Annotated in this window: 13 protein-coding genes; 9 read left to right on the top strand and 4 right to left on the bottom strand. The window is 35.3% G+C overall.

Annotation, left to right across the window (positions count from 1 at the left end):
• Positions 1 to 126: 126 nt before the first annotated feature.
• Complete coding sequence (locus tag BBH99_RS01570) at positions 127 to 435, top strand: thioredoxin family protein (RefSeq protein ID WP_066691062.1); 309 nt, start codon at positions 127 to 129, stop codon at positions 433 to 435.
• Positions 435 to 683: a DUF6952 family protein gene (locus tag BBH99_RS01565; RefSeq protein WP_002980002.1), complete on the top strand. Its 249-nt coding sequence runs from the start codon at positions 435 to 437 to the stop codon at positions 681 to 683. The genes BBH99_RS01570 and BBH99_RS01565 overlap by 1 nt, the downstream gene beginning before the upstream one ends.
• Before the next feature lie 677 nt (positions 684 to 1,360).
• On the opposite strand, the gene BBH99_RS01560 is transcribed toward BBH99_RS01565, so the two are convergent.
• Genes BBH99_RS01560 through BBH99_RS01550 form a run of 3 tightly spaced genes read right to left on the bottom strand, consistent with a single transcriptional unit; the run spans position 1,361 to position 3,610 of the window.
• A complete protein-coding gene (locus tag BBH99_RS01560; RefSeq protein ID WP_066691060.1) occupies positions 1,361 to 2,050 on the bottom strand; it encodes a Bax inhibitor-1/YccA family protein in 690 nt (229 codons plus the stop codon).
• Positions 2,051 to 2,079: 29 nt separating this feature from the next.
• Positions 2,080 to 2,526, bottom strand: a complete 447-nt coding sequence (locus BBH99_RS01555; protein WP_066691057.1) for a peptidylprolyl isomerase — start codon at positions 2,524 to 2,526, stop codon at positions 2,080 to 2,082.
• A 49-nt stretch (positions 2,527 to 2,575) separates the two neighbouring features.
• Positions 2,576 to 3,610: an acyl-CoA reductase gene (locus BBH99_RS01550; RefSeq protein WP_066691054.1), complete on the bottom strand. Its 1,035-nt coding sequence runs from the start codon at positions 3,608 to 3,610 to the stop codon at positions 2,576 to 2,578.
• Positions 3,611 to 3,669: 59 nt separating this feature from the next.
• Here BBH99_RS01550 and BBH99_RS01545 point away from each other — a divergent pair, with 59 nt between their 5' ends.
• The 7 genes from BBH99_RS01545 to BBH99_RS01515 all read left to right on the top strand — a co-directional run bounded on the left by BBH99_RS01545 (position 3,670) and on the right by BBH99_RS01515 (position 11,721).
• Positions 3,670 to 4,020, top strand: coding sequence for a 4Fe-4S binding protein (locus BBH99_RS01545; protein WP_066691052.1), 351 nt, complete (start codon positions 3,670 to 3,672; stop codon positions 4,018 to 4,020).
• 113 nt (positions 4,021 to 4,133) lie between these two features.
• Complete coding sequence (serC, locus tag BBH99_RS01540) at positions 4,134 to 5,198, top strand: 3-phosphoserine/phosphohydroxythreonine transaminase (protein WP_066691049.1); 1,065 nt, start codon at positions 4,134 to 4,136, stop codon at positions 5,196 to 5,198.
• A 124-nt stretch (positions 5,199 to 5,322) separates the two neighbouring features.
• Entirely contained in the window at positions 5,323 to 6,288 is a 966-nt protein-coding gene (locus tag BBH99_RS01535; RefSeq protein ID WP_066691047.1) for a D-2-hydroxyacid dehydrogenase, read from the top strand.
• 2 nt (positions 6,289 to 6,290) lie between these two features.
• Positions 6,291 to 7,535, top strand: a complete 1,245-nt coding sequence (locus BBH99_RS01530; RefSeq protein WP_066691046.1) for a DUF1015 domain-containing protein — start codon at positions 6,291 to 6,293, stop codon at positions 7,533 to 7,535.
• 55 nt (positions 7,536 to 7,590) lie between these two features.
• Positions 7,591 to 8,997 (top strand): M28 family peptidase, encoded by a 1,407-nt coding sequence (locus BBH99_RS01525; protein WP_066691045.1) that lies wholly within the window; start codon positions 7,591 to 7,593, stop codon positions 8,995 to 8,997.
• Between the two features lies 1 nt (position 8,998).
• Complete coding sequence (locus tag BBH99_RS01520) at positions 8,999 to 10,360, top strand: M28 family peptidase (protein WP_066691043.1); 1,362 nt, start codon at positions 8,999 to 9,001, stop codon at positions 10,358 to 10,360.
• A gap of 2 nt (positions 10,361 to 10,362) precedes the next feature.
• Complete coding sequence (locus BBH99_RS01515) at positions 10,363 to 11,721, top strand: M20/M25/M40 family metallo-hydrolase (RefSeq protein WP_066691040.1); 1,359 nt, start codon at positions 10,363 to 10,365, stop codon at positions 11,719 to 11,721.
• A 200-nt stretch (positions 11,722 to 11,921) separates the two neighbouring features.
• Here the strand turns inward: BBH99_RS01515 and BBH99_RS01510 are convergent, their stop codons facing one another.
• Positions 11,922 to 12,434 carry a hypothetical protein gene (locus tag BBH99_RS01510; protein WP_066691037.1) on the bottom strand — a complete coding sequence of 171 codons (513 nt, stop codon included), beginning with the start codon at positions 12,432 to 12,434 and terminating at the stop codon, positions 11,922 to 11,924.
• Positions 12,435 to 13,230: the final 796 nt, after the last annotated feature.

Here is a 13,230-nt window from a genome sequence, read left to right as displayed (position 1 = left end):
TTAATATCTTAATTTTAATATAACAATGTATCAATCTAACAGAATAACAATTTTAAAATTTTTTTTAATTGTTGGATTGGTAAATTTTTAGATTGTTACATTGTTTATTTTTTTAAAAATAAACTTATGTACACAGAATTAACAGTAGATACGTTACAAAATATAGTAAACGACAACGAAAAAGTAGTTGTTCAATATGGCGCAACATGGTGCGGAAACTGTAGAATCATGAAGCCGAAATTCAAAAAATTAGCATCTGAGAATGACTCTATTCCTTTCTTATATGTAGATGCTGAAAAACTTCCTGAAAGCAGAAAATTAGCAAAAGTAGACAACTTACCTACATTTGCTATCTTTAAAAACGGTGAATTGGTAAACCAGGTTCAATCTAACCAGGCTGAAAGTTTAATTAACCTTTTTAACGAATTAGCATAATGAAATTACCAGTAATCAGACAATTCTATCAGAATCAGACTCCTGAAAATCTAGAAAAAACATTAGAAGTTCTTGAAAGCTTCTGCGAATTCAGAGGAACAAGTGAAGAGGATTTAAATGTTGCAGGAGAGCTTATTACCAACATTTGCGGGGCTTTGGAAGTTCACGCTAACGTACAGAACGGAATGAGCGAAAAAGATGCTTTAAACTCTTTTGCACAAAAGGTTTTAGGATCTATTGATAAGTAGTTTTTATCATTTAATATTCTACAAAAACACAAAAGAAAAGAACAGAGGTTTTCCTCAACACTATACTTCCCTATTCTTTAACCTATACTCTACTTTTATCTGAAATAAAACTTCAAAGGCTGTCAAAAGTCTTATTGAAGCGATATTCAGCACAGAATAGTTAAAGAATATCCAATAAAATCCCGGTGAAATGTCATCAGGATTTTTTTTGGGTTCAAAACTTGATTAAACACTAATTTCACTACTATTTTTTACGAATATCACCAATACTAACTATAGTAACAGTGCCATTTGTGAAAACATTTGTATTATTTATGTTTAAACACAAAGGTTTTATATTACAAGCCTTACTATTTCAAGCAAGCAAAGCATGGAATCAATTTCATTGATTCTTTCTAAGCATACGGATAGTCACATTACTTCATCAGCGACTCTGTCGCTTCCCTTTGCTCACTTATAACCCAACAACCGAATCATTTCACTTTGCGTTTAAATCTTTACAATAGCAATTGCCATATTGCAATAGCACTATTCATGAAAGCATTTCTAGCATCTACTGTTAAAAAAAATCTGCTCAATCCGCATAATTAGCAAGAAAAACAAAACCAATCCAAAAAATAAAAAATCCTGATGAAAAATCACCAGGACTATTATTTAAAGCTAATTAAATATTCAAATTAACTTCTTCTGCTCATCAGAATATTCAGGATATACCAGAATAAAAGCATGATAGAAGCAAAAAGCTGTAATGCCGCTCCTACATACTGATTGGTAGCGTAAGAATCCTTCAGTTTACTGGTTTGGTATAAAATAGTTGCAGAAGCAAGAATAACCATCCCTACGGAGAACCACAATCCAAGGTTAAATCCAAAAGCCATTCCGCCAATGATTAATCCGATAGAGATAAACCCTCCGATAATGATGATATTTCTTAAAAAAGAAAAGTCTCTTTTGGAACTAAAAGCAACTGCTGAAATCCCTGCAAACATCGCAACCGTTAAAGTAGCTGCCTGGAAAATGATATTAGCACCACCAGTAATATTAGTCGCGATATAAAGTAATGGCAGAAAAATAACAGCTTCCAGTACAATATAAAACCCTAACCCTAGATACTGAGTGGACTGACTTTGTGAAAGCGACCATTTAGAGGCTAAAATAGAGGCCAGCCAGAAAACACCGATGATCAACAACCAGGTAAACCTTCCTTGAAACATCATCGCAATGATCTCAACAGGCACAGTCTTCAACAAAATAGTCTCTACTCCAATAAAGGCAAGAATTGATAATGCAACATGCAAATACGTCTTCTTATAAAAATTCGCTTTCTCCACTTCGGAAGAATGAGCGACTAAAACATCTGTCATCATAGTTAATATTTTTTTAAATTGAATCGAAATTATTTATCCTTTTTAGCAGGCAATACCCCAAGAAGCCTTCCATCATCTTCAAATACAGCGCTTATCACTTCTTTTGATGAGGAATCTCCGGCATACTTGTATTTAATATTAGGATGACTAACACCATCCATCGTTACATAATACCCTACTTTTAAAACATCCAGCTTTTTATTAGGATCAATACCTTCTTTTACTTTTTTAAGGACATCTTCTGTAACAATTTCTTTTACTTTATCAGAAAGCACTTCATTGACAGCTTTATAATCCGAAGCATGCAAAGCCGTGATAAACTTCTGGAAATTTTCATTATAAAGGTTAACTTTATCCTTGCTTATAGTAGCCGGCTGCTCTTTTTTCTGGTTATTCTCAACTTTCAGTCCTACAACTTTCTGGGCATACACAAACTGTGCGCCAATAATTGCAAGACCTAAAAATATTTGTTTCATATTATCCGTTTTTATTATTTGGTGAAATAGATTATGGAAGATACGAAAATCAGACCAGTTCTAAAAATTTCATCGTATCTACATTATCTGCATAGGTATCAAGACCCGGATTTTGAGCCTCTCCAAAGGAAATTGAGTTGAATCCCAACTCTTCTTTAGCTACCACACACTGAATATTTTCTTCATTTTCAGCAATAAATTTTTTAACATCATCCAATGATTCGTAACGGCTGAAATTAATCACAGAAAGCGGACTGAACAACTTATCATCTTCTTTCAGCATCACAAAATTATTATCCCAGAATTTATCCTGATTCAACAAATAAACGGCTCTGTTGTAATCATAATTATTTGCATATTTATTATGATTGATAATATCCTGGAATCCTAAAAAGCTTTCAAACAACCTATTGATCACAAAATCCTGTGGAATGAATATTCTCGTAACATTCCTGCATCCCAAACCGAAGTATTGGAAAATATCTTTTGCTAAAAGCTGAAGCTCCGCCTCTGTTTCATCACCTTTTAAAACCGCAACAGAAGTCCTGTTTTTGCGGATAATGCTTAAATGATTTTTAAAATAATACTCAAGATATCTCGCTGTATTATTACTTCCTGTAGCAATAACAGCATCAAAATTCTCCAATTTTTCTACAAATTCAAACTGAATCTGGTCACCGGAAAACTCTTTCCATTTCTTTAATAAGAATGGAATCAGATACTTATCCTTAGAAGACAGCTTAATTACTGGGATATGATTGCTCAGCACCACAGAAATTACATCGTGAAACCCTACCAAAGGAATATTCCCTGCTAAAATTAATCCTACTCTCTTTGAAATTTTGGAGATTGAATAATTCTTAAGCCAGTTTTTAATATTTTCTTCAGTAAGAAGATCCGCCCACTGTTTCAAAGCAAATTTCTGATTATCAACAGTAAACCATGGATTTTCTATTTCTGATTTCTTTAATAATAATTCAATATTTACATCATCTTCATTGTGATCTTCCGGTTTCTTCGCTAAAAACGCTTTTATATAATCACTTAATTTAATAAGTCCTAAAACTTGATTTTCGGTATTCATAATTACTTTAAAATTGGGGAATATTTTGTAATTTTGTGCAAATTTAAAAAAAATTAGCGATGGCTATTAAAATAACTGATGAATGCATTAACTGTGGGGCTTGTGAACCTGAATGTCCAAACAATGCAATATATGAAGGAGCTGTAGATTGGAAAGCTTCTGACGGTACTAGTCTTCAAGGAACTGTAACATTACCGTCGGGACTTACTGTGGATGCCAATGCAGCCCAGGAACCTGTAAGTGATGATGTTTATTTCATTGTAACTGATAAATGTACAGAATGTAAAGGATTCCACGAGGAGCCACAATGTGCCGCAGTATGTCCTGTAGACTGCTGCGTACCAGATGAAGATCATGTAGAATCTGAAGAGGCTCTGCTTAATAAAAAAGCATTCCTACACGGCGAATAAAAAAAATTCCGTCTCATCATGTGTGAGGCGGCTTTTTTTAATCCAAAATCCAATAAAACAAAAAAAATTAAGCTAAAGGATTTCAATTCTTTACGCAACCAAAAAATAAAAATATGAACAAAAAGCACAACTTCAGCGCAGGGCCATGCATCTTACCACAAGAGGTATTTGAAAAATCAGCACAGGCAATCTTAGACTTTAACGGGATCGGATTATCTCTTCTTGAAATTTCGCACAGAAGTAAGGACTTCGTTGCTGTAATGGACGAAGCACGTGCAATTGTAAAAAGGCTGATGAACCTTGGTGATGATTATGAGGTACTTTATTTAGGAAGCGGGGCAAGTATGCAGTTTGCTATGGTACCTTACAACCTAATGAAAGTAGGCGGAAAAGCAGCTTATCTGGATACAGGAACATGGGCAGCCGGAGCCATCAAAGAAGCTAAAAAACTAGGAACTGTAGATGTAGTAGGCTCTTCAAAAGAAGAAAACTATTCTTTCATTCCTAAAAATTATACGGTAGGTTCAGAATATGATTATTTCCACTGCACCTCCAACAATACCATTTATGGAACTCAGATGAAGTCTTTCCCTGAAGTAAACACTCTGATGGTATGCGATATGAGTTCTGATATTTTCTCAAGACAGCTGGATTTTTCAAAATTTGATTTAATCTATGCCGGAGCTCAGAAAAATATGGGACCTGCAGGAGTTACTTTAGTAGTGATCAAAAAAGAAATCCTTGGAAAAACAGGAAGAGAAAACATGCTTTCTATGCTTGACTATTCTCAGCATATCTCCAAAGAGTCTATGTACAATACTCCACCGGTATTCCCTATCTATGCCTCCCTGTTAACATTACAACACCTTGAAAACAATGGTGGAATTGCAGCAGCAGAAAAAAGAAACGAAGCAAAAGCTAAACTTCTATATGATGAAATTGACAGCAATCCATTATTTGAAACGTTCTGCGTAAAAGAAGACCGTTCATTAATGAATGTTTCTTTCAACATTACAGACGAAAGCAAAAAAGAAGAATTCGACAATGCATGGAAAGCAGCAGGAATCAGCGGATTAAACGGTCACAGAAGCCTTGGTGGCTACAGAGCCAGCTTATATAATGCCTTACCTATTGAAAGTGTACAGGTATTGGTGGATGTAATGAAATCTATCAGATAATTTAAGCATTAAAAAATTCAAAGATTGAAAGATTTAAAAGCAGTTAATTTAAATTTATTAATTTGCGCCCCAGTTTTAAAATTTTGAAATATTTAAATCTTCAATTTTTAAATCCAAATAACACATGAAAGTTTTAGCAAACGATGGAATCTCGAAAGCAGGAGAACGAGCTTTAAAAGAAGCCGGAATTGAAATTCTGGACAATAGAGTGGCTCAGGATCACGTTATTAATTTTATCAACGATAATAATGTAGATGTTCTTCTTGTAAGAAGTGCAACAAAAGTAAAGCAGGACCTGATTGACGCATGCCCGGGACTTAAGATCATTGGCCGCGGCGGTATCGGGATGGACAATATTGATGTTGAATATGCCAAAAGCAAGGGGATCAAAATAATTAACACTCCTACAGCATCTTCAAAATCTGTTGCAGAATTGGTTTTCGGACACTTCATTGCATTGGCCAGATTCCTTCACGAGTCAAACAGACTGATGCCTTTGGAAGGGGAAACCCATTTCAATGCCATGAAAAAGTCATTCAGCAATGCTTATGAACTTTCAGGAAAAACATTAGGAGTAATCGGCTTTGGAAGTATTGGCCAGGAAGTCGTGAAAATAGGAATCGCTTTAGGAATGAAAATACAGGTTCTTACAAGAAGCCCGAAAACAGAAATTCTTACTTTGGATTTCTTTGATGGACAGTCGGTGAACTTTGAAATCACTTCCACCAATGATATGGACGCATTCCTTAAAGAAGCAGACTTCATCAGCATCAATACTCCGAAAACGAATGAATACATTATAGACACTCCGCAATTTGAAAAAATGAAGGATGGAGTTTATATTGTAAATACTGCAAGAGGCGGTGTGATGAATGAAGTGGCGCTGATTGATTTTATTGAATCAGGAAAAGTGGCAGGAGCTGCATTGGATGTTTTTGAAAACGAACCCAATCCGGAACTTCCACTACTGATGAATCCGGCACTATCACTTTCTCCTCATGTAGGTGGGAATACGGTAGATGCGCAAGAAAAAATCGGTATCGAACTTGCAGAACAAATTATTAAGCTACAAAAAGAAACTATAAGATAAATATGCCTGTTTTTAAACCTTTCCGTGGAATAAGACCTCATAGAGATTTTGAGGACACCTTCCCTACCCATCCACTGGATAATTTTACCCAGGAAGAAATAGCAGAAAAAGCTCAAGTTGAAAATACTTACATCAACATGATAAAACCTTATGTTGTAAGTAAATCTAAAGATGTAGACCGAAACCTACGAAAGATCCGTTCCACATTTGAAGAACTTCTGGACGAAAAGAAGCTCGTTCAGGATAATTCTGCATATTATCTTTATGAACAAATCTATCCTAACAAGCAAATTTTCAGAGGACTTTTAGGTCTTGCCAGCATTGAAGATTTCTGGAATGGGAAAATCAAAAGGCACGAAAGTACCATTCCTCAGAAAAAAGAAAAACTGGCTCATTACCTTGAAAAAGTAAATCTTCAAGCTGAACCGGTATTGCTTACCTATCCTGCTAACTCAAAAATTGAGTTGCTGATGAACCATGAGGAAAAAAATGTTCCTATCTTTAATCATGTAGATACTATTGGAATTAGACATAAAATATGGAGAATAGACAACCGTTTGAAGCTTCAGCAGTTTAAGGAAGTAATTGATCAGATCGATTCATTCTATATTGCAGACGGTCACCACAGAATTGGTTCTACGGCATTAAACGCAAAGAAACATAAGGATAAAAACAAAAGACATAATGGTACAGAACAGTATAACTTTGTGTACAGCTTTATCGTTTCAAACCAATCCATCAAGATTCACGATTACAACAGAATCCTGAATGATCTGAACGGTCTTTCCAGCGAGCAATTCCTAAAAGAACTTGACCAGTACTTTCTCATCCATGAAAAAGGAGAAACCCCTTACTTCCCTTCCCAGAAATTCCATATCTCAATGTATCTGGATGGTAAGTTCTACTCTCTTCACGTAAAACACGACCTTCGTTCCAAAGAAATGTCTTTAGATAACCTGGATCACCATTTATTAGATAAATATATTTTCAAAGGCATTTTAAAAATAGAAGATCCGGATAGTTCCGAACTGATTTCCTATGTAAAAGGAACTTCTAACATTAACGGAATTAACATCTTAAAAGAAAAGATAGATAACGGGGAAGGAAAAGCAGGCTTCGGAATTTATCCTGTAAGTTTTAATGACATGATTAAAATTTCAGATTTAAAATTAAGCATGCCTCCAAAATGTACATTCATTGAACCCAAATTGATTACAGCACTGGTAATGTACGACATGAAACCTTAATAAATTCCTATTTTTTTCCTACTTTTATCATCGGAAAAAGAAAGGTAAATAAAAAATGAAAAAAATATTCATTATACTTCCACTCTTTTTGAGTGGATTTTTATTTTCTCAAAAAAAAGTCCAGAAAAAACCTGCCGGTAGAACAGCAATTCCCGTAAAATTAAATTATCACGATGAATTCAAAAAGATTTCAGATGAGATCATGGCCAACGGCAGAGCTTATGAAAACCTTGGAGAACTTACAAAAGGAATTGGGCCACGCTTCAGTGCCACTCCCGGATATGCAAAAGCAGTAGAATGGGCAGAAAAAAAGTTCAAGGAAATTGGCATTAATATGATCTGGAGACAGGAGGCCAAAGCGCCGGTCTGGATCAGAGGAAAAGAGTCTTTACAGATTAAGGTTGAAAATGGAAACTGGAAAAACATCAGAATGCTTTCTTTCGGAAATTCTGAAGGGACAGGCGGAAAAGACCTCATGGGTGAGATTGTTTTAATTAATTCCACTTCAGAACTGAACGCAATGTCCATAGGCCAGCTAAAAGACAAAATAGTTTTTGTGAATGTACCTATGGATCCCAAAATCATTAATACCAGTGATTCTTATCTACAGACCGCAAAATCAAAATTAATTTCTGCATCTGTCATTGCGAAGACGGGAGCAAAAGCTTTAATTATAAGATCATTAACAACGGCTAATGACGATACTCCACATGCCAAGATGATTTACTATGAACCGGATGATAAAGTAAAAATCCCGGCACTTTCCATCGGTGTAAAATCAGCGGATGAATTGGAAAAAATACTTAAGAAGCAAAAAGTTACGGCTAAAATCAACATGACTGCTGAGTCAAAAGCCAGCACTACAAACCCCAATATTATTGCCGAAATTCAAGGGAATAAAGATTCTAAGGTCATTGTTTTAGGAGCTCAGCTCGATTCCTGGGATGTTGGTGAAGGAGCCATTGATGACGGAACGGGCGTTGCTCAATGTATCGAAGTTTTAAGAACATTGAAAGCACTTGGATATGAAAACAACCATACGATAAGAGTAGTTTTATATGCCAACAGTGAAAATGGAGGACAAGGCCGTGAAATGTATGCTGCTTTTGTGAAAAAGAAGGATGAAAAACACATTTTCGCCTTAGGAACTGATGCTGGTGGCTATTCTCCACGAGGATTTTCTTTGGACATGTCACCTCAAAGAAGAAGATTGATTTCTCCATGGAAAGAATATTTTCTTCCTTATGGCGTTTATGATTTCGACCAAACAGATGCTATTCAGGATATCTCCCCTTTAAAAAAACTGGATATTCCTTTGGCAGAGCTTGTTGTAGACACTCAAAGATATTTCGATTACCATCATTCTGAACAGGATACTTTTGATAAGGTGAATAAAAGAGAACTTCTTCTCGGAGCGGTTGCCATAACGCAAATGATTTTTATGGTTGATAAAAACTGGTAATATGAAAAAGATCGTCAATATATCATTATTAACTTTAGGAATGGCCTTTATTTCAGGACAGACCAAAGAAGATTCTATACAGTTCAATAGAATTTCCACAGAAATCCTGAATAACGGAAAAGGATATGATGAACTGCGTGAACTTACTAAAAATATCGGCCACCGCCTAAGCGGTTCTGAAGCCTATGAGAAATCAGTACAATGGGCCGCCCAAAAACTTCGTGATGCAGGAGCAGATAAAATATGGCTTCAGGATGTGATGATCCCGGTTTGGGTGAGAGGAAAAGAATCCTTACACATTAAGACCTCCAATGGAAGCTGGAAAAACCTTAAAATGCTTTCTCTCGGAAATTCTGAAGGAACAGGCGGAAAAGACGTTTCCGGAGAAATCATTATGGTTAAATCTCTTGAAGAATATGATAAACTTCCTGCTGAAAAGGTAAAAGATAAAATCATTTTTTTTAATCATCCCTTTAACCAAGGGCATGTGCAAACTTTTATTTCTTATAGGGAATCAGGTGCCTATAGACGGACCGCAGCATCTTTAACAGCCAAAAAAGGCGGTAAATTTGCAATTATCAGATCTCTTTCCTCAGCATTGGACGATGTTCCACACACAGGAAATATGCGATATGAAGAGAATGTTTCCAAAATCCCGGCTGTTACTATTGGAAATACAACAGCTGATGAATTGGAAACTTTATTGAAAAGTCAGAAAGTCACTGCAAAACTTAATTCCAATTGTGGAATGAAAGGTGAAAAACTCTCCCACTCTGTCATTGGTGAAATTACAGGAAAGAAAGATCAAAGTGTAATTGTGGTAGGCGGACATCTTGATTCCTGGGATGTAGGTGAAGGTGCTCATGATGATGGTTCAGGAATCGTCCAAAGTATTGAGGTTCTAAGAACATTCAAAAAATTGGGAATACAGAACAACCATACCATCAGAGCAGTTTGTTTCGCCAATGAAGAAAACGGAACCAAAGGCGGAAAACAATACGGAAAAACCGCAAAGGATAACAATGAAAAACATCTTTTTGCCATAGAATCCGATGCCGGAGGCTTTTCTCCCAGAGGAATTTCCCTGGAAATGGATGATGTAAAAAGAAACCAGATCAAAAGCTGGGGAAATCTGTTTTTACCTTACGGAGTTTACAACTTTGAAGGAAAATATTCAGGTTCGGATATTGCCCCATTGCATGAAATGGGTGTTCCAACTGCAGAACTCGTTCCGGAACCACAGCGTTATTTTGATATTCACCACACCGCAGAAGATACTTTCGAAAAAGTCAACCGTAGAGAGCTGCTTCTCGGCTCAACGGTGATGACACAACTTATTTATATGATTGATAAAAATTGGTAACAATGAAAAAGATATTAGCAACCTCATTATTATGCCTGGGAATGGCCGTTTTTGGTCAAACCAAAGAAGATTCAATACAATTCAGCAAGATCTCTCTTGAAGTTTTAAATAACGGAAAAGGATACGGCGATCTTCGTGAACTTACTAAAAATATCGGCCACCGTTTAAGCGGTTCCGAAGCCTATGAAAAATCTGTGCAATGGGCCGCACAAAAACTTCGTGATGCTGGTGCTGATAAAGTATGGCTTCAGGATGTCATGATTCCGGTTTGGGTGAGAGGAAAAGAATCTTTACACATCAAAGCCTCCAACGGAAGCTGGAAAAGCCTTAAAATGCTTTCTCTTGGAAATTCTGAAGGAACAGGCGGAAAAGATGTTTCAGGAGAAATTATTATGGTGAAATCTATGGATGAATACAATAAACTTTCTCCGGAGCAGGTAAAGGATAAAATCCTTTTCTTCAATTATGCTTTCAAACAATCCTTCATAGAAACTTTTAAAGGATATGGTGACGCAGCTAAATACAGAACAACCGCAGCTTCTTTAACCGCTAAAAAAGGAGGAAAATTTGCTATCATCCGCTCTCTTTCTTCAGCATTTGACGATGTTCCTCACACAGGAGCTATGCGTTACGAAGAAAGCGTTTCTAAAATTCCTGCTGTAGCAATCGGTAGTACCACAGCAGATGAGCTGGAAGCCTTACTAAAGAATCAAAAAATTACGGCAAAGCTTAATTCCAATTGCGGAATGAAAGGAGAAAAGCTCTCCCACTCCGTTATTGGTGAAATTACAGGAAAGAAAGACCAAAGTGTCATTGTAGTAGGCGGACACCTTGATTCCTGGGATGTAGGCGAAGGGGCTCATGATGATGGAGCAGGAATTGTTCAGAGTATTGAAGTGTTAAGAACATTCAAAAAATTAGGAATACAGAATAATCATACCATCCGTGTGGTATGCTTTGCCAATGAAGAAAACGGAGTAAAAGGCGGTATCCAATATGGTAAAACAGTAAAAGAAAACAATGAAAAACACCTTTTTGCTATAGAATCCGACGCCGGAGGTTTTGCCCCAAGAGGTATTGCTTTAGATATGGATGATGCGAAAAGGAAACAGATTCAAAGCTGGTCAAAATTATTCTTGCCATATGGAGTCTATAACTTTGAAGAAAAATTCTCAGGAACTGACCTTTATCCACTTCATGATATGGGAATCCCAGCTGCTGAGTTAATGCCGGATTCTCAACGTTATTTCGATATCCACCATACAGAAGAAGACACCTTTGAAAAAGTTAACAGAAGAGAGCTTTTATTGGGTGCTGTAGCCATGACGCATATTATTTATATGATTGATAAGAACTGGTAATAGAATACCATAATTGATACAAATAAACCCATTGAGTCTTATAAGATTTGATGGGTTTTCTTTTTAAAACAAATAACACCAATGATTTTACAGATGACAATACGAGCAACCTCTTTATCATTCCGTAGGAGTCCAAATAAAGCTGTTAAATATCGTTGTTAAAATTATTCCAGACTGACAAACTAACTGTTATCCGGACGTTAAATAGTTAATCTAAAAGTATTTATCCTGTACCTAATTTGAGCAAGAAAATGATTCCATAAATATCTCAGACCACCAGATTCCCAATTGACATCAAACTTATTACTGTCTTTCACATAATAAGGTTTTAAAATTTTAGCGTGATACATTGGTTCATTATCTTTAACCATCTTTAAATAATCAGATGCTAAATTTGATTTTCTATAATATTGAATTTCTATTATTGTTTCTTTTTTATTTGCCTTGAAAATATACAAATTAACATCATAGAGATCCTGATACTCTCGGTCTAAAATATCAATGGCCAAATCCAAAGAAAGTATAATTTTAGATTTATTCACTTTATTTCTGGATTTCCTTCGTTCAAAAAAATTTTCACCTTCAAACTCATTGAAATCAGACACAATAAAAACAAAATTAGAAGATATTTTGTTCCAACAATTCGTAGTTGCCAATTGTTGAATATTAACAATACAAATCTCAATCTTTTCTTTTAAATTTTCTTTACCCACTTTTCCGAAGTTAACACTTTCTATAATAAGAATTTTACGATATTCTTAGATACTCCAATATAATAATTTTAGTCCTTAAAGATTTAAAACCTAAAAATATCTTTATCAATCTAAAAAATACTTCAAACAACTGTAGAAAATCTAGCTGATCATAAGTATTTACAAGAAATAATTCCTAAAAAACTGATGAAAACCCCCATCATTATTTTGTAAAAAATTTATTATTTCCAGTTTTAGGAATTTTACAATCAAAAACAATTTTTCTTTGTTTAAGGAAATACACATCATATAAACCTGATATACAACAAAATAAAAGTATTATCAATTCATCTGTTAATCGTAGATTTATCGTTTTGGCATGAAATTGGCATATCTTTCTGTGAGAAAAAATTAAAAAAGCACTAAGGATGAGAAAAAAGGTTTTCTGTGGATTTTCAGTTTTCCACTGATTCAAAGTTCATATCTCGTATATGAATCCTTTTTTTTCTACGATGCCGTAAAAGATACGGGAACGTGATTAATTAGCCTTCAGGTTGATTTTTCACAGCATATTTATGCCCCGTATCTAGCTGGTATCATCAATAAACCCGCGAATCATTTATTGATTCAAAATGATTATTTATCCCGGACTTTAGAGCCCGGTATTATAATATTGAATAAACGGCAAAGTTATCATGAACCTTAGCCCAGAAAAGAAATATGCTTTTCTTTTTACCATGATAATGACACCTGCTTTATTCTCAGTTAATTAATGTATAACCCTTAAAATGTTAGTAATGATGAGAGCCTTTTTTGA

This window comes from Chryseobacterium contaminans (assembly GCF_001684955.1).
GTDB classification, from domain to species: domain Bacteria; phylum Bacteroidota; class Bacteroidia; order Flavobacteriales; family Weeksellaceae; genus Chryseobacterium; species Chryseobacterium contaminans.
Note: the sequence above shows the minus strand (reverse complement) of the source record. Positions and strands in the feature narration are given on the sequence as shown.